Annotated in this window: 22 protein-coding genes; 7 read left to right on the top strand and 15 right to left on the bottom strand. The window is 48.5% G+C overall.

Features of this window, described 5'->3' with window-relative positions:
- Nucleotides 1-2: 2 nt before the first annotated feature.
- Both cas3 and C6362_RS09210 read right to left on the bottom strand, forming a co-directional pair.
- A complete protein-coding gene (gene cas3 / locus C6362_RS09215; protein ID WP_232501468.1) occupies nucleotides 3-2,189 on the bottom strand; it encodes a CRISPR-associated helicase Cas3' in 2,187 nt (728 codons plus the stop codon).
- A 125-nt stretch (nucleotides 2,190-2,314) separates the two neighbouring features.
- Entirely contained in the window at nucleotides 2,315-3,118 is an 804-nt protein-coding gene (locus C6362_RS09210; protein WP_014016935.1) for a tetratricopeptide repeat protein, read from the bottom strand.
- A gap of 182 nt (nucleotides 3,119-3,300) precedes the next feature.
- On the opposite strand from C6362_RS09210, the gene clpB reads away from it, so the two are divergent.
- From clpB to C6362_RS09195, 3 genes are all read left to right on the top strand, one after another.
- Nucleotides 3,301-5,889, top strand: a complete 2,589-nt coding sequence (gene clpB / locus C6362_RS09205) for an ATP-dependent chaperone ClpB (RefSeq protein WP_014016936.1) — start codon at nucleotides 3,301-3,303, stop codon at nucleotides 5,887-5,889.
- A gap of 135 nt (nucleotides 5,890-6,024) precedes the next feature.
- Nucleotides 6,025-6,528 carry an S-adenosylmethionine decarboxylase family protein gene (locus tag C6362_RS09200; RefSeq protein WP_014016937.1) on the top strand — a complete coding sequence of 168 codons (504 nt, stop codon included), beginning with the start codon at nucleotides 6,025-6,027 and terminating at the stop codon, nucleotides 6,526-6,528.
- Nucleotides 6,529-6,558: 30 nt separating this feature from the next.
- The gene (locus C6362_RS09195; protein WP_014016938.1) at nucleotides 6,559-7,161 is read left to right on the top strand and encodes an HD-GYP domain-containing protein; all 603 of its coding nucleotides are present in this window, start codon (nucleotides 6,559-6,561) and stop codon (nucleotides 7,159-7,161) included.
- Nucleotides 7,162-7,258: 97 nt separating this feature from the next.
- Here the strand turns inward: C6362_RS09195 and C6362_RS09190 are convergent, their stop codons facing one another.
- From C6362_RS09190 to C6362_RS12210, 3 genes are all read right to left on the bottom strand, one after another.
- Nucleotides 7,259-7,444, bottom strand: coding sequence for a hypothetical protein (locus C6362_RS09190; RefSeq protein ID WP_014016939.1), 186 nt, complete (start codon nucleotides 7,442-7,444; stop codon nucleotides 7,259-7,261).
- 67 nt (nucleotides 7,445-7,511) lie between these two features.
- Nucleotides 7,512-8,585: a 5-methylcytosine-specific restriction endonuclease system specificity protein McrC gene (gene mcrC, locus C6362_RS09185; protein ID WP_014016940.1), complete on the bottom strand. Its 1,074-nt coding sequence runs from the start codon at nucleotides 8,583-8,585 to the stop codon at nucleotides 7,512-7,514.
- Complete coding sequence (locus C6362_RS12210; protein ID WP_014016941.1) at nucleotides 8,582-10,990, bottom strand: AAA family ATPase; 2,409 nt, start codon at nucleotides 10,988-10,990, stop codon at nucleotides 8,582-8,584. The genes mcrC and C6362_RS12210 overlap by 4 nt, the downstream gene beginning before the upstream one ends.
- 179 nt (nucleotides 10,991-11,169) lie before the next feature.
- Here C6362_RS12210 and C6362_RS11830 point away from each other — a divergent pair, with 179 nt between their 5' ends.
- Nucleotides 11,170-11,334, top strand: a complete 165-nt coding sequence (locus C6362_RS11830; RefSeq protein ID WP_157868812.1) for a hypothetical protein — start codon at nucleotides 11,170-11,172, stop codon at nucleotides 11,332-11,334.
- A 14-nt stretch (nucleotides 11,335-11,348) separates the two neighbouring features.
- Nucleotides 11,349-11,642 carry a helix-turn-helix domain-containing protein gene (locus tag C6362_RS09175; RefSeq protein WP_027895258.1) on the top strand — a complete coding sequence of 98 codons (294 nt, stop codon included), beginning with the start codon at nucleotides 11,349-11,351 and terminating at the stop codon, nucleotides 11,640-11,642.
- A 231-nt stretch (nucleotides 11,643-11,873) separates the two neighbouring features.
- Here C6362_RS09175 and C6362_RS09170 read toward each other — a convergent pair whose 3' ends face one another.
- Nucleotides 11,874-12,257 (bottom strand): VOC family protein, encoded by a 384-nt coding sequence (locus tag C6362_RS09170; protein WP_014016942.1) that lies wholly within the window; start codon nucleotides 12,255-12,257, stop codon nucleotides 11,874-11,876.
- 252 nt (nucleotides 12,258-12,509) lie between these two features.
- Between C6362_RS09170 and C6362_RS09165 the strand changes: the two genes are divergently transcribed.
- Both C6362_RS09165 and C6362_RS12000 read left to right on the top strand, forming a co-directional pair.
- Nucleotides 12,510-13,244 carry a TlpA family protein disulfide reductase gene (locus C6362_RS09165; protein ID WP_014016943.1) on the top strand — a complete coding sequence of 245 codons (735 nt, stop codon included), beginning with the start codon at nucleotides 12,510-12,512 and terminating at the stop codon, nucleotides 13,242-13,244.
- 135 nt (nucleotides 13,245-13,379) lie between these two features.
- The gene (locus C6362_RS12000) at nucleotides 13,380-13,562 is read left to right on the top strand and encodes a hypothetical protein (RefSeq protein WP_014016944.1); all 183 of its coding nucleotides are present in this window, start codon (nucleotides 13,380-13,382) and stop codon (nucleotides 13,560-13,562) included.
- A 482-nt stretch (nucleotides 13,563-14,044) separates the two neighbouring features.
- Here the strand turns inward: C6362_RS12000 and C6362_RS09155 are convergent, their stop codons facing one another.
- The 9 genes from C6362_RS09155 to C6362_RS09110 all read right to left on the bottom strand — a co-directional run bounded on the left by C6362_RS09155 (nucleotide 14,045) and on the right by C6362_RS09110 (nucleotide 21,157).
- On the bottom strand, nucleotides 14,045-14,467 hold the full coding sequence (locus C6362_RS09155) for a hypothetical protein (protein ID WP_014016945.1): 423 nt from the start codon (nucleotides 14,465-14,467) through the stop codon (nucleotides 14,045-14,047).
- Complete coding sequence (locus C6362_RS09150; RefSeq protein WP_014016946.1) at nucleotides 14,464-14,889, bottom strand: GNAT family N-acetyltransferase; 426 nt, start codon at nucleotides 14,887-14,889, stop codon at nucleotides 14,464-14,466. The genes C6362_RS09155 and C6362_RS09150 overlap by 4 nt, the downstream gene beginning before the upstream one ends.
- A gap of 184 nt (nucleotides 14,890-15,073) precedes the next feature.
- Nucleotides 15,074-16,216 (bottom strand): SLC13 family permease, encoded by a 1,143-nt coding sequence (locus C6362_RS09145; RefSeq protein ID WP_014016947.1) that lies wholly within the window; start codon nucleotides 16,214-16,216, stop codon nucleotides 15,074-15,076.
- 9 nt (nucleotides 16,217-16,225) lie between these two features.
- The gene (locus tag C6362_RS09140) at nucleotides 16,226-17,083 is read right to left on the bottom strand and encodes a formate/nitrite transporter family protein (protein ID WP_014016948.1); all 858 of its coding nucleotides are present in this window, start codon (nucleotides 17,081-17,083) and stop codon (nucleotides 16,226-16,228) included.
- A 453-nt stretch (nucleotides 17,084-17,536) separates the two neighbouring features.
- Nucleotides 17,537-18,190 (bottom strand): DUF421 domain-containing protein, encoded by a 654-nt coding sequence (locus C6362_RS09130; protein WP_014016949.1) that lies wholly within the window; start codon nucleotides 18,188-18,190, stop codon nucleotides 17,537-17,539.
- A gap of 8 nt (nucleotides 18,191-18,198) precedes the next feature.
- Nucleotides 18,199-18,651: a DUF3290 domain-containing protein gene (locus tag C6362_RS09125; RefSeq protein WP_014016950.1), complete on the bottom strand. Its 453-nt coding sequence runs from the start codon at nucleotides 18,649-18,651 to the stop codon at nucleotides 18,199-18,201.
- A 148-nt stretch (nucleotides 18,652-18,799) separates the two neighbouring features.
- Nucleotides 18,800-19,495 carry a DUF542 domain-containing protein gene (locus tag C6362_RS09120; RefSeq protein ID WP_014016951.1) on the bottom strand — a complete coding sequence of 232 codons (696 nt, stop codon included), beginning with the start codon at nucleotides 19,493-19,495 and terminating at the stop codon, nucleotides 18,800-18,802.
- A 367-nt stretch (nucleotides 19,496-19,862) separates the two neighbouring features.
- Nucleotides 19,863-20,741 carry a radical SAM protein gene (locus tag C6362_RS09115; protein WP_014016952.1) on the bottom strand — a complete coding sequence of 293 codons (879 nt, stop codon included), beginning with the start codon at nucleotides 20,739-20,741 and terminating at the stop codon, nucleotides 19,863-19,865.
- Nucleotides 20,742-20,842: 101 nt separating this feature from the next.
- Complete coding sequence (locus tag C6362_RS09110; protein WP_041647307.1) at nucleotides 20,843-21,157, bottom strand: ArsR/SmtB family transcription factor; 315 nt, start codon at nucleotides 21,155-21,157, stop codon at nucleotides 20,843-20,845.
- Between the last annotated feature and the right edge of the window lie 93 nt (nucleotides 21,158-21,250).

Below are 21,250 nucleotides of genomic sequence, written 5' to 3'. Positions count from 1 at the left end.
ATTTATAAAAAGATGCCTATTCCATCTTCCATATTGACGACGAGCCCCGTATCCGGATCATATGCTGCCGGATCCGTTAGTACATACAATCCAAACTCCAACGCTTCCAGCTTATTCGTTTCCTCTAGTTTCCTGAACTGATTCTCATAGACGCCGACCATATATTGATTCGCCTTACGGAGTATGGACCGGTTGCAAACACCGCTTCTCAATTGTGCCAGGATTTTCTGGTTGTCCAGGTCATCATCTATAGGAATAAAAACGGTCCGGCTGTCTTCTTCTATCAGTTTGAAATCTTTTGCAATCTCTGTAAAGGCCGGTTTATTCACTTCTAATCGTTTTAACACATCTTTACTGTCCAGCTGGTCTTCGCCAAGCGTATAATGGAGCTGGTCGAAATACGCTTTAATACTCTCTGCACTGGCTATGTCGGCATGGTCCTTCGCCACCATCTGGGTTATTTCGATAGGGCGCCGCACGAAAGCCGGAATCCGGTTCATAGGTTTAGGCAAATCATAAATAGATACGATGCTGTCTTCTGTCCGCTGTTTCCCCTCCCGATTGCAGCGGCCGCCGGTCTGTATGATACTATCCAGGCCCGCAATTTCACGATAAACGACAGGGAAATCGACATCGACACCAGCCTGGATCAAGCTGGTCGAAATGACCCGGCAGGGCAAGCCCTCCTGAAGGCGCTGACGGATGATGGCTAAGACACGGCGCCGATGAGCCGGATACATGAAGGTCGACAAATGATAACATCCATCGCCCGCCATCATCTGATACAAGTCCCGAGCGTCCTTCTTGGAATTAGTGACACACAGGACCTGCTCATGCTCTTTCAGCTGCGCCGCCAAGGATTCCAGGGAATCTACATCCATGAATCGATAAGTGACGCGCCTGAAAAATCCATACAAGTCTTGGGTATCCGGACAGATTTCCCGCACTTTCAGGTCTTCTCCGATCCGGGAAAAATACGTTTCCAAACTCGGCTGCGTTGCCGTACACAATACTGCCGTACAACGATAATTAGCCACCAATTCGCCCATGCTGCGGATGCAAGGCCGCAAATAAGGCTCAGGGAGCATCTGTGCTTCATCAAAGATGAGGACGCTATTGGCAATATTATGTACCTTGCGGCACCGGCTGGTCTTAGCCGCAAAGAGGGATTCAAAAAACTGCACATTTGTCGTCACAATGACGGGCGCATCCCAATTTTCAGTCGCCAGCTTTTTGCGGTTCAAGCCATCATCTTCCTTTTTGTCATCGTCGTAATTTTTATCGTAATCTTTATCGTAATCGACATTCATATGGTGTTCGATGACGTTACCATCCCCTAGAATATTACGGAAAATATCGGCAGTCTGTTCAATAATCGAAGTATAGGGGATGATATAAATAATCCGCTGTTTCTTGTATTTTATAGCATGTTTCAAGGCAAAAGCCAAGGAAGACAAGGTCTTACCGCCACCGGTCGGAACGGTCAGACTAAACATACCTGGCTCTTTTTCAGCCGCATCCAGACATTGCTGATAAATTTCCTGCCGTTTTTGATTGATAGGCGTAGTGGGTTTTCCAAAAGTTGCATAATACGCGAAAAATAAATCGTGAAGTTCCTCCATCGTCGCGAATCCGCCGCGCTGCACTTTGCCATCGTTTACGAATCGCTCCGTATCCAAAAAATCGGCATCGACTAAACAGGAAAAAAGCATGCGGATGAAGAAGGAATAATAGAACTGGTCTTTTCCGTATAAAAAGGCCGGCGCCTTGCGAATCGGTACGGGTTCAGGCAGTTCCTGGCGATAAGCCGAATAGTCCAGTTTGCCCTTCAATTCTTTTTTCAGCCGCCCCATCAGGGTACCGTCATCGACTTTTGATAATTTCGTTCCCGTATTGAGGAGGCCACTGTGATGACTGGCAATACAGAAAGCCAAAGGAACATTCTTTACTTTCTTCATCAGCAAGGCACCGGCTGTAGAATGATCGACCAGCGGCCCATCTTCCAGGATCCGTCGCTGGAAAGCCGCACTATATTTCCCGATGTCATGATATAATCCAGCCATCCTTCCCCATTCGGGCGCATCAAACACACTGGCAAATCGTTCGGCCAAAAGGCTGGTCCCTTTCAAATGGTCTATCAGCAGTTGCTGTCGTCCGTCTTCGCTAGTATGCCCAATATAGTTTCCCATTTTCATGCCCCTTTCCCTGCAATTTTGTGAATTTTACAATTCGTTTTTGATATCTTCAGTATACTCCTTTTAGCCTGGATAGTCAATATTATATTTCTGTAATGTTGACTAGTAAAATATCACTCCTATTTCTTTCCCTTCTGCCGCCAATAGGCCGCTTCGACCGTGTCTTTTTCTACGCCTTCGCCTTTTTCCAGGGCATGGGCATAATTCTTCATGCCTTCCTTGTACCCGGAAGCCGCCGACTGGGCGAACCAATAGACGGCCTGGCAAAGGTCGTGGCGGACGCCGTGACCGTCGCGGTAGAGTACGCCCAGATTATTCTGGGCCGGCCCGTCTCCGGCCATGGCGGCTTCATAGTACCAGCGGGCTGCCAGTTCCCAGTCCTGCGGGACACCGCGGCCCGTTTCGTAAAGGTATCCCAGGTTGTTCTGGGCAATGGCATTGCCCTTTTTGGCCGCCTGGGCATACCAGTAGGCGGCCTTGTCATAATCCCGCGGGCCGGCATAGCCGAACTGGTACATGATGGCCGTATTGCACTGGCCGTCGGCGTCATCATGGCGGGCAGCCCGGCCGTACCAGTGCAAAGCCAGTCCATAATCCTGGGGCAGGCCGTTCCCCGTTTCGTAGAGATGGCCCAGGTTGTTTTCGGCCGTGCCATACCCCTGATTGGCCGCCCGGCGGTACCAGTACACGGCCTGTTCCATGTCGGTATCCGTCCCCAGTCCGTGTTCATACTGATAGGCCAGGTTATACTGACTGGCCGCGTGTCCTTTCTGGGCAGCCCGGTGGTACCAGTACAGGGCCTTCTTATATAAAACATCTTTATATTCTATATCGGCATCGAAAGCTTCAAAGAAATAATCGTCGCCCATAGCGCATTGGGCAAAGGCGTCGCCTTCAAACGCTTTCCGTTCTTTTTCATCCATAAGTGCGTCTCCTTCCTGACAGATTAAGTGTAGCGAAAGGCCCCTTCCTTTGTCAAATATATTTTTTGACTTTTCTTCTTTTGACCTATTGACTTTTTGACTTTTAACGGTATAATGATACTAGAGCTTGAGGAAAGCTCCTAAGAATGATTACTTCCACCATAAGTAAGGAGGTCTTAATTATGGGAAACGAAAAATATACGCAAAAGGTCATCGAAGCCTTCCAGTCTGCCCAGCAGATCGCCGCGCTCCATTATAACCAGGAACTCTCATCGGTCCATATGCTCATGGGCTTGACAAAAGAACCGGAAGGCCTGCTCAACACGATTTTCTCGGAATGTCATACCGACGTCCCCATGCTCCAGGCCCGCTTGGAACAGTTACTGAAGAAGATTCCGTCCGTCAAGGGCTCCAGCCAGTTGTCCATGTCGACGGAAATGGTCCGTGTCATCGGCAAAGCCCAGCAGTTGGCAGACTCTATGCACGATGAATACATCAGCACGGAACACATCCTCATGGGTATCGTCAGCGAAAGCGACGACGAAGTCCAGCAGTTGTGCCGTGAATTCGGATTGACGCAGGACAAAATCATGAGTACCATCAAGGCTAACCGCAAGGCTAACGTCAACAGTGATAACCCGGAAGAAAACTACAAGGCCCTGGAAAAATACGGCCGCGATCTGACCGCCGCTGCCCGCCAGAACAAACTGGATCCGGTCATCGGCCGTGATGATGAAATCCGCCGTACCATCGAAATCCTGTCCCGCCGTCGTAAGAACAACCCGGTCCTCATCGGTGAACCTGGTGTCGGCAAGACGGCTATCGTCGAAGGGTTGGCCCGCCGTATCGTCAGCGGTGACGTTCCGGAATCGCTGAAAAACAAGACCCTCTACTCCCTCGATATGGGCTCCCTCATCGCCGGTGCCAAATACCGTGGCGAATTTGAAGAACGACTCAAATCGGTCCTCAATGAAATCGCCAAATCCGACGGCCAGATCCTTCTCTTCATCGATGAAATCCACACCGTCGTCGGCGCTGGCGCTTCGGAAGGCTCCATGGATGCCGGCAACATCCTGAAACCGATGCTGGCCCGTGGTGACCTGCGCTGCATCGGCGCTACGACCCTCAATGAATACCAGAAATACATCGAAAAAGATGCCGCTTTGGAACGTCGTTTCCAGCCGGTCATGGTTGACCAGCCGTCGGTCGAAGACACAATCACCATTCTCCGTGGCCTGAAAGAACGTTACGAAGTCCATCATGGCGTCCGCATCCGTGATAAGGCCCTGGTCGCTGCCGCTGTCCTGTCGGACCGCTACATTTCCGACCGCTTCCTGCCGGATAAGGCCATCGACCTCGTCGACGAAGCCGCAGCCAAACTGCGTACGGAAATCGAATCCATGCCGACGCCGATTGACGAACTGCGCCATAAGATCATGCAGCTGGAAATCGAAGAACAGTCCCTGAACAAAGAAACGGACGACGCTTCCAAAGAACGGCTGGCTAAGATCACGGAAACGAAGAATGAATTGAAAGAAAAGGAAAGCAAGCTCAAAGCCCAGTGGGATAAAGAAAAACAGTCCATCCTGCGCACCCAGGGCTTGAAGAAAGAAATCGACGCCGTCAAGAGTGACATGGCCCAGGCCGAACGCAACTACGATCTGGCCAAAGCTTCGGAACTGAAGTACGGCAAACTGCCGGAATTGCAGAAACAGTTGAAAGAACAGGAAGCCTACCTGGCGGAACACCAGGATTCGCAGCTCCTCAAAGAAGAAGTCGGCGAAGAAGATATCGCTCAGGTCGTCAGCCGCTGGACCGGCATCCCGGTCACTAAGATGATGACCGGCGAACGGGAAAAACTCCTGCACCTCGACGAAACGTTGCATAAACGGGTCGTCGGCCAGGACGATGCCGTCCGCGTCGTCAGCGATGCCATTATCCGTGCCCGTGCCGGTATCAAAGACCCGAACCGTCCGATCGGTTCCTTCATCTTCCTCGGCCCGACCGGTGTCGGCAAGACCGAACTGGCCAAGACTTTGGCAGAAGCCCTCTTCGATGATGAACGTAACATCATCCGCATCGATATGTCGGAATACATGGAAAAGCATACCGTATCCCGTCTGATCGGGGCTCCTCCGGGATATGTCGGCTATGATGAAGGGGGCCAGCTCACGGAAGCCGTCCGCCGTCGTCCGTACAGCGTCATTCTCCTCGATGAAATCGAAAAGGCCCATCCGGATATCTTCAACGTCCTGTTGCAGATTCTCGACGATGGCCGCCTGACCGATGGCAAAGGCCGTGTGGTCAACTTCAAGAACACCATCATCATCATGACCAGTAACCTCGGCTCTCACGAAATCCTCGAATCGAAGGACTACGACGAAGCCAATGCGAAAGTCCGCGAACTGCTCAAACAGTACTTCCGTCCGGAATTTCTCAACCGTGTTGACGACATCGTCGTCTTCAAAGCGCTCCAGAAAGACCAGGTACGCAACATCGCCGCTATCCTCTTGGAACGCCTCGGCAAGCGTCTGGAAAAACAGGTCAAGATCCACCTCACCTGGACCGACGAAGCCTTACAGGAATTGGCAGACAAAGGGTTCGACCCGCAGTTCGGTGCCCGTCCGCTGCGCCGCCTGATCACGCATACCGTCGAAACGGCCCTGAGCCGCGACATCATCGCCGGTACCATCCGCGAAGGCGATACGGTCACCATCGGCTACGATGGCAACAACTTCACCTTCACGCCCATGCGTGTCCATGCCGCATGAGCTAGTGGCTAGTGACTGGCGCACAAAGGACTCGTTCCTGATGTAAAAAAAACATCGGGAACGGGTCTTTTTTTCTGTTTACATCGGCCCGAAAACAGTATATAATAAGCTGTAACTAAGTAACGGGTGGAGATTATGAACAACACATTAGGAAAACATGTACTCATCGATTTTTATAACTGCAAAGCGACCTTTACGGAAGCCGAAGACTTGCAGCCCTTGGTAGAGCGTGCTTTCGACCTCGTCGACACGCCTGTCGAAGGGATTACATTCTTCCATATCGACGACGAACTGACATGCATTGCCGTTTCCGGCAACGCCCATATTTGTATTCACGCCTATCCGACCCTGTCCTACGTGGCAGTGGACATCTACAGTTTTAATATCGATCTCAAGACGAGCCAGATCATGAGTGCCTTGAAAGTAAACCTGCGCTCAGACCGCATCAAGGCGACGAGTATCCGCCGCGGCGATTTCGGCTCCATCCGCGACATGCGCCCGAAACGCAAGTCCAAGATCACTACAGCACGGCGCATGAAGAATACCGGCGCCCGTATCAAGAAGACGAGTGTGAAGATGTTCAACATCCTCCGTCATCCCCAGAAGGTACGCCGGTCGCATCGGACGACGAACAAGTAACACGTTTGCAGACGAAAGGGTTTGTTGGTCATGTATATGGTATCCCTGAAACAAGCTGCGGGCATTGCCCGGGAAGAAATGACGTCCCTCGACGCCATTACAGCGGAATTGCTCAATTTCATACAGTTGAAGAGCCAGCGCTTGTATATGCATTCCTTACAGGTCGCCAACTATAGCGTCAGCGTCGCTGCCAAATTGACGCTGCCCAAGAGTGAAATCGAACAGGTCAAATATGCAGCCCTCCTGCATGACGTCGGCCTGCTTTTCGTGTCCAATACCCTGCTGGCCAAGATGCCCTACCTCAACCGCTCGGAAAAGGCTCAGTACAAGCGCCACGCCGCAGGCGGCGGCAACATGCTGGAAAACATCCCCTGCTGCCAGGACATCGTGCCTTATATCCGCTATCACCACGAACACTGGGACGGATCGGGCTTCCCCAAACACCTGCGCGGCGCCAACATCCCCTTGGGAGCCCGCATCATCGCCGTCGCCGATTACTACGACATGATCATCAATCCGTCGGCTGAATTCTGGGCCAAGACAAAAAAACAGGCCGTCCGCGAACTCTTCAGCGCGTCGGGCCTGCTCTTTGATCCGGAAGTCGTCAAGGCTTTTATCGAAACATTAGGTTAATAACATTCGTAATCAAAAAGCGCTGTCGCACGAAGACAGCGCTTTTTTATGTAGTGCCCCCAATAAGTTAGACCAAAGTGTAGTAGCGATATTGCTGCTACACTTTTATCCAGACAGTTGTCTTTTCGTGACATGCTTTGAAATAGAGGAAGGTGACGGCTCCTCCCCCGATAATCATACCTGTAATCAAGGAAAATATATTTCTCATGTCATACTTCATGCCCAAGAGAAGCAGGATGACACCAATAATCCATACGACAAACAAAATCTTGCTTTTATTCATTGCAAATACCTCCCTACAATTAATACATTTTTGCTTCTTTCTTTGAATATTAGACTGATCAGCTCCCCTATATGTTAACTCCGAAATGATCTGCCACAATCTGGTTTAACTGCCTCGAAATCTCTGAAAAATCCTGATTCAAATCCAGTGTCTTCACCGATATCTGGTTACCGCTCATCTGGTACACATTGTCCGGCACGAGATTTTCATCGGTTTTCGCATAGAGAAGCATTCCAGAAACACGATGCTCGGTTCCTTTGAGTTCTGCCTCTTTGTTTTTCACATAGGTAAAAATTTGATACAAATTTCCCGAATGAATCGTCCGTACATTGAAGTTTGTCTGCAACGTCCGCTGGTAGTACTTAGCATCAATGATGAGCGTCTGTATTCCATACGTAAGGGTAATGTCTGTCTGCATAATTGGCAACAGGGCATCGTTGCCGTCATCCAGCTGCCAGGGAATCTGCCGGGCTTTTGACGAAAATCCCTTGATCCGCTGTCCGAATTCCTGTGCGTAATACTCCAGGATAAATTTTTCATACAACCGGCTCATTCGCTGCTCGTCGATGAAACTGGCTAAGTGATAATCACCGTTTTCCGTTGTCATGAGTGAACTTTCAACCAGGAGCTGACAAATGGCGAGCAACAACTGGTATGTTCGGTTATTTCTCTGCAAACGAATCTCCGACCAGCGTATCTGGGACAGTTCTATTTCATCGACTTCAGAAAAATAGAGCATTTCTTTTTTCAGTTCTGCCTTGTATTTTTCGTCTACATCCTTTTGCCTAAGGATCAGCAAAACCGTTGATTTCAGAATCTGGTTCAAAAGGTTATTCTCGGACAGCTCATCATAATCACAGGTTACGGCCAGCCGGGCCTGGAGCCTGTTCCGGATAGTACCAGGCATGTCGATTTTCCCGCGGACGACGGTCAAATCCTCGACACAGTTGATGTATTCCCGATACAACCCCTGTTTCAGATGAAGACCGATTCCTTTTGCCAGAATTGCCGCAAACAAATTATAAATGTTATCGAAAGGTTCCTTCTCGATATTCTCATAGACAGATTGCTTCAAGGTGGTAAAGGCATAAGATAGCATATAGTAGATGTTCTTTATGAAGATGCGCTTATACTTACTCATTGAAATACTTCCTTAAAGGAATTCTTCCAGCGCTGCACGTTGCTGTCATCATCAAACCAGTATTCAGAAAGCATCGGCAGAATGTCATAATCTACGACAGACTTCATCCATTCATCGGTGCAGTTCTCCTTGGTTCTTCCACAAAAGTAGCTGTGCCCGATACAGAAGCCTTTCCCCAATGATTTATCATGACTGATTTCTGCATTCAGCTTAACGACCTGATTCACAAGTCCATTGAACGTATCGTTTCCCAGTGCCTGTTGATAATCTTTGAATCCTTTTGATTCAAATCCAGGTTCCATCTCGAAGAAACTGAACCGGCGGCGCAAGGCATAATCTATCATGGCCAGGCTACGGTCAGCCGTATTCATCATGCCAATAATATAAAGATTTTGGGGAACCGTAAACGGCATACCATTATAGGCCAGCGTCAGCTTTGTCCCACGGTAGTCTTTTTCAATCAACATCAGGAGCTCACCGAAGATTTTGCTCAGGTTTCCCCGATTGATTTCATCAATGATGAAGAAGAATTTTTTATCCGGCTCATTGGCCGCTTTCTGGCAGAAACGGTAGAACACACCATGCCTCAATTCAAAACCATTTCCAGACGGTTTGTATCCCATCATGAAGTCTTCATAAGAATAATTCTGATGAAACTGCACGAATTCAATCCGGTTGTCGTCTTTCTCTCCCATCATAGAATAAGCCAGCCTCTTGGCAGCAAAGGTCTTGCCTACACCCGGTGCGCCTTGCAGAATGATATTCATCTTGTTGCTGAGCACGCCCACCAGTCGGTCGTACATTTCGTCAGTCATATAGACTTCCGACAAGAAGTCTTGCTTCGTATACGATGGAATCTTCTCCTCATGAGAGTTCCGCGGATTTTCATCGCGAATGATGTCCATGATGAACTCATATTCTTTCTTGGTCAATTTGAAAAAACTGCCGTTCGGATTTTTGAAGAACTCCATTTTCGCCAACTCCGGACATTCCTTTAATGTCTGATAATCAATCGGGTTTTCCAGGGACTCCGTTTTTTCAAAACATATTTTCTGACCGTCATTCGCCGCGCTGACTTTTACAAGCGCTACAACCTGCTTGACCGGATTGGATTCATAGCCAATGACAAGATCGCCCGTTCTGGCATCTATGAAGTTCTGGAAAATGCGCCGCTTATGGCCGTTGGCATTATAAAGTGTATAGTCTTGTACTTCACCGACTTGCAGGTCAGAAAAGCTCCATATCTTTGGTTTGGCGTTCAGCCACCAATACTTGGGTTCTCCCTCACCTTTTGATTTGGCATAAAGAGCTACGCCGCTCAAATCCACCCGGTTCAATGCAGCGGCTAATTCACGGCGCAACTTCCATACGTAACTTCCCTTCTCATCTTTGGCTGTATATCTGCCGATATAGAGAATGGGCCACCATCGAGAATTGTCAACATTCTTCGGCATGACAGGGCATCCCGTCTTTTCAACGACTCGTTTTGCCAGCCCCACAGAACCAGCATTATAAAAGTTCTTACTTTCTCCATACTTTGCAGCAAGCTGCGTACACGTAGCAGCTCCGCCATAGTCCTGTATTCTTTTCATGATTTCAAGGCTGCTCTGTGTAAAAACACTTTTGTCTTCAAGCAGATCAATCCACTCGGCTGTTGTGATTCCCGGAGCATATTCTTCTGGCGAGGGATACCACTCAGCATCAGAAGATTCTGCTTCACTACGCTTTGAATAATCACGGGAAATATAAAAACCCACATCAAAAGTCAGTGTTTTCAGATATGGATCCGGATAACAGGCATCCGTCAGCTGGCTCTTGAATAAGTTCACGAGTTCGTCGTCCTGCTTCAGATGCTCACAGATTTCATTATACAAAGAGTAAAAATTTCTGAGATTATCTGCATACGCGCCTTTCTTGAATGTATAGTCGCTGCCCAATTCATCTGATACAGCCTTTACTTCGCTGTATTTGTATATGTAATATTTATCCGGATAACGCAGACACAGATAGGTCGTGATGGCATTCTCAGACTGATAATGCTGTCCTGCTCCCTTTCCATATTTTTTGAGAAGAAAATCCGATTGCAGTTTAAAGGTATTGATTCGCTCATATATATCCTTGCTCTCATCAAACAAATCGCTATACATCGAGCGTACGTCCTCTGGAGCGGTCTCAGCAAAACTAGTAATCATCTTGGCCGGGAAATTATTCATCGATGCCAGCAGATTATAGGTTTGGGAAAACGAACGGTTGAGCATATCCGCAAAATCCGTTGCCTTAATATTCCAGTTGTCTTGAAACCATTTGAGTGCTTCCCATTTATACTTTTCATCCTGCCAATGTTTCGGTACAAAATCTTTTTTATACTGCACTAAAACATCTTTCAAGCGCTCTCCATCAATCATAGCCGTACCCTTCCCTTTCATATTTTTAGACCAGGCTTCCCTCCATTACAGCAGGATATAGGCTTCCTGTCCAATAACCTGTTTACACAAACTATTTTACACTTTCCTTCTTATTTTATCATAAAAAGCACTTGTATTCATCCTATTGAATAGGGTAAAATATAGATGGAGGTACTAAATTGGAAATTAAAAGAACATTTATTCAGACACGCCCTTTTACACGTTCTTGGACAGCGTTAGGTTTCAATGATGAAGATTTACGGCGAAATGAGTTAGAAAATTTAACGAAAGAAGAACGAAATCATTTGAAAAAGCAAATTGATATCTTGGAATCGAATTTATAAGCGAGGTGTTCTCCATGAGCAAAGCATTTGATTTGTTATCTGAATCGCTGAATGACGCTATTTTAGATACCCAGACCAAGCATCTTCCTAGACATAAAAGAAAAATTGACATTGAGCCAATAACTACATATTCAAGTGACGAAATAAGAGACATACGAAATCAGTTAGGGTTGACACAAAAATTATTTGCACAATACTTTGGTGTTTCAAAAAAGACAATAGAAGCTTGGGAATCCGGAAAAAATAAACCTTCTGGTCCCTCTCGCAGACTGCTAGGACTAATTGCAAATAAAAAAATTTCTATATAAAAATCACCTGTTTCAAAGGGTAGCATCAAACCCTTGAAGCAGGTGTTTTTTCTTATATTCAGACTTGTTCGGCGTATTCAGGGATGGCGATGCACGTGTCTCTATAACTTAGTCGCTATCTTGGTCGTTATCTTAGTCGGTCAGCGACCAAGTGATTTTTTCTGTATCTTGTATAGCAGCGGTTTACCACTTTTTGAACAAATAAATATCGCGTAACTCTCCGCTTACAAACTATACCGTAATTTCTATCTGATTGCCTTCAAGAGCCACAACACAGCTTTCATAATATCCATCACCCGTGGTCCGCGGCCCGCTGACGACCTCATAACCATCAGCCTTCATCCGGGCAGTCAATGTATCTACGTTTTCCTTACTCCCTGTCCGGAAAGCAATGTGAACCAATCCCGTCCGATTCTGGGGCTTCTCCAGGTCTTCCATCGCGGGCTTATTCATAATTTCAAGTCTCGGTCCTTTTTCAAAAGTCAGGAAATAAGACCTGAAATCCGTTTTCGGATTATGGTATCCATTATTTGAAGAAGCCCCAAAATATTTAATGAAAAATTCTCTTGCTGCTTCTAAATCATTAACATACATTGCAATGTGCTCTATTTCCATATTTCAATCATCCTTTCACATTTTCATTACGGAGCACCCACGAAAAAATGGTTTATATCGCTAACTTGGTCTCTATCTTGGTCGCTTTCTTAGTCGCTTTTCTTAGTCGGTCAGCAACTAAGTTATTTTATTATAACATCTTTTCCGGCTTCCTGCCATTTCGCCCTATTGTCTCCAGACAAAGGATTGACATCCCGTACCAGAGCATGCAAAAATGAAGTTATAATATATCTCAGACAGGAGGGTTAAACCATGAAACTATTACGACGTCAAATTGCACTGGCCGTGACAGGTCTTTTTCTGACAGGGTATACGGTCATGGCTGCCGACACACCAGCTGCAGTTGCACCTGCGGCGATACAGCACAAAAACGAAATCGTGCAGACAGAAACCGTTCCTTCTCTAACGAAACGGGAAAAAACAACGCCGGCTAAAAACTCCCGCCCCATCCAGATTCCTGTTTCGGAAGCGTCGGCCGGTACAGCCGTTCCTGTTACCGGATTTATCAGCAAAGATTCGGGACACCCCGTAACAGTAACAACAGGAAACAGACCTGCAGCGCTTTTCATCGCATCTTCTATACCCGGTTCTGCCAATACGGCTTATGCGGATTTCACAAAAAAAGCCTATGTTTCATATCACGAACAGATGAACTTCTTTGTCATACAGACTGGCAGGACGAGCAAAATAGAAAACTGGCTGAAAGAAGAAGCCTTCCCCTTTCCCGTTCTTACAGGAGACTACCACCTATATACCCATTCCCTGCCCCGGTTGCTATTAATCGACAAGAATGGCGTCCTGCGGTACCGACTGAATAAAGATCTGCCTGATAAAGACGTGCGTGATGCCTTTCAGGATACGATAACAGCCCCCGTTCCCCCCGATGCAGCTCAAAGGCAAAAGCGGCTGGATACTATTGTCAAAGAACATCATGCCCGCGACCAGGAGCTCCGTTCAAATGACGCCTTTGCTCCCCTGTCGTCATAGTTACTGTTCCTGTCCATTCTCTATCAAAAAGAATATAATCAATCCTTCCCTGAGTCAGCCTGGCAGGATTTATCGCTTGCCGGCCTGTCCTGGTACTACGGCGATGACGCTGGAACAGAAAGCCATCTGGATCAAATGACCGTTCATGCGCCGAACAGTCCGCTTCCTTATGGGATCCGCAGTCTCTATGATATGATGGATGGAAACCCTGGGGCCGGCTATGCAACCACCGTACAGGGACTCCGCAAAAATCCCAATGATACTCTCTTGAATAGTCTTGCCATCGTCTATGAATATATGATGGGACAGAAAGAGTAACTATCTCAAGCAGGATAAAAACCCCGCCCGCGGCCATCTGGACTATGCCCGCCTTCTGACTCGAGCCGGTAAATACGAAGAAGCCCTGAAGGAGTGCCGGATTTCCCGTAATAAGCTGTCTGAAGAGGAAAAAAATACGTACTACCCGTTCGTGGGCAGTACGTATCAACAAGAAGCATGGATTCAATGGAAATTAGGGAACGCGGTCCAGGCGTTGTCTTGTGCCACCAAGGGCATCGATCTCCTGAACATGCACAAATATCCTGTTCCCCCAAGCTGGTATATTCTTCGGGCCGCTATTGAGCAGTCACTGGGCCGGACTACGGCGGCTGCAGTTGACTGGGAAGCATCGAAACGCCTGCCAAGTCTCCCTCATCTCATTTTCCATTAATGACCCATTCCCACCAGGCCCGAAAAGGCACGTGAGCACCCTTGCATAAGCTAGTTCCATAATTTCGTTCATCCCCCAAGGCCCTATCTTTTTAGGGTCGCAGGAAAAAGACGCCGGCCAGGCACAGGATGATGCCGATGATCTGCCGGGGCATCAGGACGTCTTTATACAGCAGGACGCCGATGCCTGCTAAAAGGAGCGCTACGCTGACATTAGCCAGGAGGGAGGCCATACTGATTTTCCAGCCAGCCCGGTATAATAGGATGTAGCCAAATTCGACGGCGACCAGCGTCAGTCCCCAGGCAGCACTCGCCCAGTTTAAGGCCGACAGATCCTGCCGCAGAGAAGGTCCGGTCACCACGTAAGCAGCAGCACACAGGAGAAAACTGACTAGATAAGTCACGCTGAGGGCCAGAAAAGGCGGGGCTGCTGTCGGCGTCGCCTTGGCTACCATATGATAGCCTATGTTACCAAGGACAACGATGAAAAAGGGAATCCAGTAGGTCAGACTCATTTTCCCAGCTCCTTTTCCATATGGATGTGAGGACAATACTCATCCAGATATTCGTCACCCGATGCGGTAAATCCTAATTTTTCATAAAAGGGACGTACCCGGACCTGAGCTGACAAGGCCAGCCGTTTCACCTGGCGGCCGCGCAGCCAGGCTTCCGCTTCCCGTACCAGTTGCTCCCCGTACTGCCTGCCCCGGAAGGACTTCCGCACGGCCAGTCGTCCCAGGATATACACTCCCGGCTGGTCAGATGAAAAGAAACGGCAGCAGCCAGCGGCCTGCTCATTTTCATATAATACCAGATGCCAGGCCCTTGAGTCGATTTCATCAAACTCATGGTGAAATCCTTGTTCTTCTACAAATACCTCCTGCCGGATAATCCGGGCATCCTGTGAAAGCCCCTGCTGCATATGCATTTGAATCATGATAATCCCTCCTAAAAAAACAGAGGTGTCCAGGAATTGTCTTATAGCATGTAATCATGCCGTACCTACGACAACTCCCAGACACCTCATTTCTCCTGTCCGGTGACAGAAGCGGTGTTCCTATAAAATTAGCATCATTCTAACATGTTCTTCCCTTTCCGTCAATACGATTCGCCAGCACCCGTCATACCCCCAGCTGATGACAGAGCCAGGCAATCAGGACCAGTACCAGCAGGTAGGCCAGGTTGAGCTGGGTGAATAGTTTCAGATACCCTGCCTGCTGTCGGGGACAGGCCCGGACGTACATGCCATAGGAAATGAGACTGGCCATGGAGGCGACCAGCGTCCCCAGGCCTCCGATATCGGTTCCCAGCAGCAAAGCCGCCGCATCATCAGTAAACCCCGACAGGAGGACGGCGGCCGGCACATTGCTGATGACCTGGCTTGCCAAAAGGGCCATGAGGAACTCATGACCGTCCAGATATCCCGTCAACAGGTCCCTGAAGCCAGACAGCTGGCTCAGATTGCCTACGAGGATAAAAAAGGCCACAAAGGTACCCAAAAGCCGGTAATCAGCATAACGGAAATACTGGGGCCGCGTCAGGGCCGTGATGACCACGACAAAGGCCAGGGCCAGACGATAGTCGAGCACATGCGCCACAGCGAGCAGGGAAAGGAAAAACATCCCGCCCAAAATCCAGAGCTGCCGCGACGGAGCCAATACAGGCAGATTCCGTGTCCGCCGGGCTGCCAGCCGCACGGAAATGGGAATCGGCGTTCCCGGCAAGCGGAACAGGGACAGCGCCAGCAACAGGAAGGATACCAGGGTATAGGGCAGGAGCAACAGCAGAAACGAGGACAGATCCATGGCGTAGTAAAAATAAAGATACAAGTTCTGCGGATTGCCTACGGGCGTACACATACTACCCAGATTGGCCGCCAGCGTCTGGAGGACGATGACAAGCGCCATTTGCTTCTCACTGGCCACTTTCGGCAGGGCCATCAGGGAAAAAGGCACAAAGGTCAAGAGCGCCACATCGTTGGTCACCCACATACTGACAAAAAAACAGGCAAAGACCAGGACCGCCGCCAGTTGGCGCATCGTCCCCAGTCGGAGCAAGAGACGCGCCAGCACGGCCGCAAAGACACCGCTTTCCCGCAAACCGCCGATGACGACCATGAGGCAGAACAAAATAGCCAGTACAGGCACATTGATATACCCGGCATAGGACGCCGAAGGCGGTACGGCCAGCATCGACACCGATGCCGCCACTACCGCCAGGACAAGTACCAGATTCTCTTTGAATACGGAAACGACAGATTTCATTTCAGTTCCTCAATCGAGCTGCTTCCCATTTTCACTGCGTACCTGGGCTGACACGAGGAGCGTAAAGACACCAGTGCCGCCGATGATATTGCCCAGGCCTGTCGGCAGGAGGAAGCGGAAGAAATAATCGTACAAATCAGAGCCACCCATGAGGACGTCATAGGCGGCTTCACAAGAGCCGACGACGACATGGGCAAAGTTGCCGATGGAGATGAAATAGGTAAAGGTCAAAATCGTAAAGAAAGCGAAGCTCCGCGACATAGGCATGATCCAGACAATAGCGGCGATGAGCATACCTGCCGGGATGCCGCGCATGATGTTGTCCATCGCGTCCGGCGCCATGATGTGATGCGACACGGTCAGGAGACACTGCGTAATTTCCGGCGTCGTAAAGACCGGGCTGGACATGAAAAGCGCCGCAATGGCTGTACCGACGATATTGGCGCCGAAGACGATGCCCCACAAGCGCAGAAGTTTCCGAAAATTTTCCCAGCAAGGTACGCGGAAGACAGGAATGACCGTCGTAATCGTATTTTCCGTAAAAAGCTGCAATCGCCCGAGAATGACGATCAAGAACCCCGTCGTATAGCCGAAGCCCGTAATCGCCCCCGTCCAGGGAGCCTGGCCGACATAGACATGGATGATAGAGCGGAAATAAAACGAAAACGAAATCATCAAGCCTGCCGCCAAGGCTGACAAAATCAAAGGCCAGGCCGGCCGTTCCAATTCCAGCTCGCCATCGTGGCGGATGATTTCAAAAATAAGATTCGGTGACAATTTCTCATGCTCTTCAACAATGACACGCATCTTCTGATCTTCTGACTGCTGACAAGAAAAATCACAGTCATGATTACAACGTTTAATCATAGATTCCACTTCTTTCTGACATTTTTCTTTCATTATACCATGTTTCTTGCCGTGATAGCAGTCAGTAGATTTTCTGCAAAATACATGACCAGCGTAACAAAGTGCCGCATGACCTAATCGTCGAGCTACACTGGCAATGGAAACCCCGGCAAAGAGTAAAATAGAAGCATGGGTATGCCGCAAACCATGAATTGAAATATCCGGCGCGGCCTGTACCGTTTCGCTGACGGCAGGACGGCCAATGCCGACATCAACGGCGCCGCCAACATACTCCGTAAAAGTAAGCAGAACTTCGATTTCGAGGGACTGTGTAAGAGGCTTTTGGACAGCCCTTTGAGAATAAGGCTATCCTGATTTTAGGAGGAAACTTAAACCGCAATCTTCTCAAGAATCTCCCGCTTCTATAAGCGGGAGAGGTTCAATATACCTCATCTTCCAAACAAGGTGCAGCAGTCAGCCTTTCTTGGTCCCCGATTCCGGCGGATATGGGTACAGCAGGACCTGCCCGTCCAGATATTCTGCCAGGAAAATGTCTCGCGGTTCATAGCCTTGACGGTGTAATTCCTGGTTCAGCCAGGCCTCGTCTTTATCGATGAGTTTCAATACATCGGGGTTCACTTGTCCATCGGCAATCAACGGGAAGCGGATATTCTTTTCCCCCATCTGAACAACGGTCAGCTGGCCGTTCTGTTCGAGGACAGCGCGCTTTACATCCTGAATCCGCTGGACACCGGCAGCGCGCAGCTTCATTTGCAGTTCAAAAGCCTGGATGCCATAGCGCAGGCACGTTTCAGTCTGTAATTCGCCCTGTTCGATCAGGATAACCGGTTTGCCATCGACGAGGATCTTCACCAGCCGGCTGTTCGCTTTCAAGAATTTCAGGACCATGACCAGGATTGTCCAGACGACGAGAATCATGAGAAACTGGATGATGCTGACCGTATCATTATAGATGACACCGCCGATGATGCCGCCAAGGACATAATTCTGGATCTGGTCCAGTGCCGATGACGGTGCCAGGTTCCTTTTGCCTAACAAATTAATTTGTAAAATAAGGGCCAATAAGCCCAATCCTAATTTAGCAAAAACCATGGAATATGGAAACATAGGCCCTCCTATTTCGAAACGTCGACAAGCTTAATTTTTTTATGGATCAAATAGACACGGTTGATGCGATAGGCTGTATAATCATTCGTAAAATCGATGCGATAATAATCATCGCGCACTTTGACCAGCATCCCGTTTTGCAGGCGCAGGGAATTGACGGCTAAGTCCGACTTCGACAACGTCATGTTATCGCTGAAGGTATCCAAAAAAGCCGTCATTTTAGACGTGTTTTCCGTAGTTTCCCGCTGGCGGCTGAAACTATCCCAGTTCGTACCGCACAGGAAAATACCGATGAGCAGCAGGATGATACTCAAGTCGCGATACTTCGTCCGCAAGCGGTTACGCATATATTTGATGCTGATGATGACTAGTGCCGCTAAAATAAAAAAAATCAGTCCATACTGGAACCAGTAGCTCACATGGGCCTGACTTTCGACATACGCATAAGTATAAAATGGCAAGCATAGCCCCCCTTTCAGTTATCCCATTATACCATCTTTGACAAAGGCCTGTCATTCCACTGCTTGAGCTCAGTCTTTCTAAAATATAAAAATCACCTGTCTCAAAGATCCGAATCAGACCGTTGGAACAGGTGATTTTTTCTTATCGTTAGACTTGTTCGGCGTATTCAGGGAAGGCGATGGAGTTTTCCTTGAAGATATGGATGAAGATGTCGTCAAAGAGCTGTTCCATGACAACATACGTGTGGCGGAAGGTCGGGCAAGCATCTGCTGGCGGCGTGAAGTTATCCGTCAGTTCCTGGATTTCTTTGATGACGTCGCCGGCACCGGTGTGCTCCGTTTCCAGGTCCTGGATAAGTGACAGCGTCTGGCTGTCCGGATGCGGATGCTGGCGCATCAACGGGAACACGAGCTGTTCTTCCTTGGCAAAATGTTCTTCCAGTTCTGCTTTCAGGCCGGCATAGAGATGATGGAGGCGCGTGAGCATTTTACCATGATGCGGATAATGGACGATGAGAATCTTGTTGAGGAGTTCTTCTGTTTCAGCCATGAGTCTGCGGTCTGTCACGTGATGCGTCGCTTCCAAATCGTCAAGCATCTCCGTGACTTTAAGCGTCTTGAACGCTTCGATATCATCATGGACGTCCCGCTGCGTCGCCTTTTTGGCAGCTGCCTGATTGAGTTCGGCCAGGAATTTATCCACGTCCAGACCCTTTTCACGGACAGCCATGGCAATAGGATCATGTCCGCCGCAGCAGTAATCAAGATGCAATCCATTCAGGAATCCAATCGTATTCGGATGAGCTTTTACAACGTCAGCTAAAGTCATGTCTTTCGTAATCATAGTATCGCTTCCTTTTCTCGCATAATCTATTTTCATGCGTTGGTTTCTTGGAACATCTTGAGTATAACAGATAGCGGCAAGGTCATCCGTCGTATTTGCAACATAGAAATATTCTTATATGGCCGTTTTTTTGCAATCTGCGTTCTTTTCCATCACCAGTATGCGATTTCATAGGGGACGCCCAAAGCCTTTCTGCCCCGTGTGAATCCTATGCACAGCCGGAATTTATGACGAACGGCGTGCGGAACGCCGCATTTGAGTCCGAAAAAAGCGCTGTCGCATGAAGACAGCGCTTTTTGAGTTTGAAGTTATAATAACGCCGTTACTTCCAATTCCGGATGTGCTAAATACCGCCTTTTTATCCTGGTCACAGGCTTCTCATGCTGTCTCTTCGCATCCGCAATCGCTCTTCCCCCTGTTCGTCTGCACCCTGTTTGAGCATCGCCAGTATCTTCTCTTTGTCCTCTGGAAGATGTCCATATACCGGCATCATGTTGGAGACATTCGTCGCATCCAGCAGCGTGTGGATATCAAGCGTCTTCACAAAGGTATACAGTTCCTGTATCTTTTCTGTCTCTGTAGCCTCTACGAACTCACCCCTTCTCACTTCTTCCATAAGCGGCGTATCAGGGAAGATGGAGAGTCCGGAAGCCAGCACCCTGACGGGCGACAGATGGTTCAACACTTCTGCCGTTTTAATGGCATGCCCCATACCATAATCATGGCCTCCCAGTCCGTATAAGAAGATGACGGAATAATGCATTCCTGCTTCATCCAGCTTGGAGAGCTGTTCCACTATATCACTGGCATGATAGCCCTTGTTCATCTTATCGAGGACAGCATCATCGCCCGACTCGATTCCGAATACGATCATGTCGTATCCCATCTCTTTCAACGACTTCAGCTCACCTACAGACTTGTTCCTTACACTATCCACCCTGCCATATCCGCCGACGGAAACACCCCAGGGCAGGTATTCTTTTATCAGGTCCATGATTCTTTTAAGCCTGTCGTAGCTCAGCAGGAACGGATCTGCCCCCTGCAGAAAAATCCGCTTTACCTCCCATCCGGAATCCCGGATCTCCTGAAGATCTTCCCGTATCTCACTCTCCGGAGATACGGAAAAAGGTGCTTCCTTGTAAAAGGTGCAAAAGCGGCACTTATTATGCGAACAACCCGACGTTACTTGTAAAAAACAGGAACCAGCCTCATAAGGCGGTCTGACGATTCCACATGAAAAATGCATACGAATTCCTCCTCGTTTCTATATATCTTTATGTCTCGCTTTGTCGATATGTGATGGTTTAAATTAAACGGGATCTTCATCCCGTCTAATCTATGCACAACTTAAATTTCGTGACCGAAGTAGTCTGCCAGCGCAGCGAGAGTCTCTTCATTCCGTCTGTAATATGTCCACTTTCCGTGCCTTTCGGAAAGAAGCAAGCCTGCTTTTTGCAGCATATCTAGGTAATGAGATACGGTTGACTGTGATATCCCGGCTTTGTCGCGGATGCTTCCAACACACACACCGCCTTTCAGATCCACCATATCATCAAAATGACCTCCCTGCGGCGGAAAGTTTTTCTCCGGTTCCTTCAACCACTCAATAATATTGAGCCGGGTTTCATTTGATAGTGCTTTAAAAATTTCAATCTTATCCATACATTTATTATATCCATATTTCACGATATGTCAATACTTATAAGCAAAAAAACGGCTGATAGAGAAATATATTTACTCTATCAACCGCCACAT

It is taken from the genome of Megasphaera elsdenii DSM 20460 (genome assembly GCF_003010495.1).
GTDB lineage: Bacteria > Bacillota > Negativicutes > Veillonellales > Megasphaeraceae > Megasphaera > Megasphaera elsdenii.
This window is presented reverse-complemented; position numbering and strand designations above follow the sequence as displayed.

Bases quoted from the DNA above. Each gene is read 5' to 3' on its own strand.
- C6362_RS09115 (WP_014016952.1), bottom strand. From the start codon at position 20,741: ATGCATTTTTCATGTGGAATCGTCAGACCGCCTTATGAGGCTGGTTCC.
- C6362_RS09150 (WP_014016946.1), bottom strand. From the start codon at position 14,889: ATGATTCAAATGCATATGCAGCAGGGGCTTTCACAGGATGCCCGGATT.
- mcrC (WP_014016940.1), bottom strand. From the start codon at position 8,585: ATGAGTAAGTATAAGCGCATCTTCATAAAGAACATCTACTATATGCTA.
- C6362_RS09175 (WP_027895258.1), top strand. From the start codon at position 11,349: ATGAGCAAAGCATTTGATTTGTTATCTGAATCGCTGAATGACGCTATT.
- C6362_RS09200 (WP_014016937.1), top strand. From the start codon at position 6,025: ATGAACAACACATTAGGAAAACATGTACTCATCGATTTTTATAACTGC.
- clpB (WP_014016936.1), top strand. From the start codon at position 3,301: ATGGGAAACGAAAAATATACGCAAAAGGTCATCGAAGCCTTCCAGTCT.
- C6362_RS09110 (WP_041647307.1), bottom strand. From the start codon at position 21,157: ATGGATAAGATTGAAATTTTTAAAGCACTATCAAATGAAACCCGGCTC.
- C6362_RS09120 (WP_014016951.1), bottom strand. From the start codon at position 19,495: ATGATTACGAAAGACATGACTTTAGCTGACGTTGTAAAAGCTCATCCG.
- C6362_RS09155 (WP_014016945.1), bottom strand. From the start codon at position 14,467: ATGAGTCTGACCTACTGGATTCCCTTTTTCATCGTTGTCCTTGGTAAC.
- C6362_RS09165 (WP_014016943.1), top strand. From the start codon at position 12,510: ATGAAACTATTACGACGTCAAATTGCACTGGCCGTGACAGGTCTTTTT.
- C6362_RS09210 (WP_014016935.1), bottom strand. From the start codon at position 3,118: ATGGATGAAAAAGAACGGAAAGCGTTTGAAGGCGACGCCTTTGCCCAA.
- C6362_RS09170 (WP_014016942.1), bottom strand. From the start codon at position 12,257: ATGGAAATAGAGCACATTGCAATGTATGTTAATGATTTAGAAGCAGCA.
- C6362_RS09145 (WP_014016947.1), bottom strand. From the start codon at position 16,216: ATGAAATCTGTCGTTTCCGTATTCAAAGAGAATCTGGTACTTGTCCTG.
- C6362_RS09130 (WP_014016949.1), bottom strand. From the start codon at position 18,190: ATGTTTCCATATTCCATGGTTTTTGCTAAATTAGGATTGGGCTTATTG.
- cas3 (WP_232501468.1), bottom strand. From the start codon at position 2,189: ATGGGAAACTATATTGGGCATACTAGCGAAGACGGACGACAGCAACTG.
- C6362_RS09195 (WP_014016938.1), top strand. From the start codon at position 6,559: ATGTATATGGTATCCCTGAAACAAGCTGCGGGCATTGCCCGGGAAGAA.
- C6362_RS09140 (WP_014016948.1), bottom strand. From the start codon at position 17,083: ATGATTAAACGTTGTAATCATGACTGTGATTTTTCTTGTCAGCAGTCA.
- C6362_RS12210 (WP_014016941.1), bottom strand. From the start codon at position 10,990: ATGATTGATGGAGAGCGCTTGAAAGATGTTTTAGTGCAGTATAAAAAA.
- C6362_RS12000 (WP_014016944.1), top strand. From the start codon at position 13,380: ATGACCGTTCATGCGCCGAACAGTCCGCTTCCTTATGGGATCCGCAGT.
- C6362_RS09190 (WP_014016939.1), bottom strand. From the start codon at position 7,444: ATGAATAAAAGCAAGATTTTGTTTGTCGTATGGATTATTGGTGTCATC.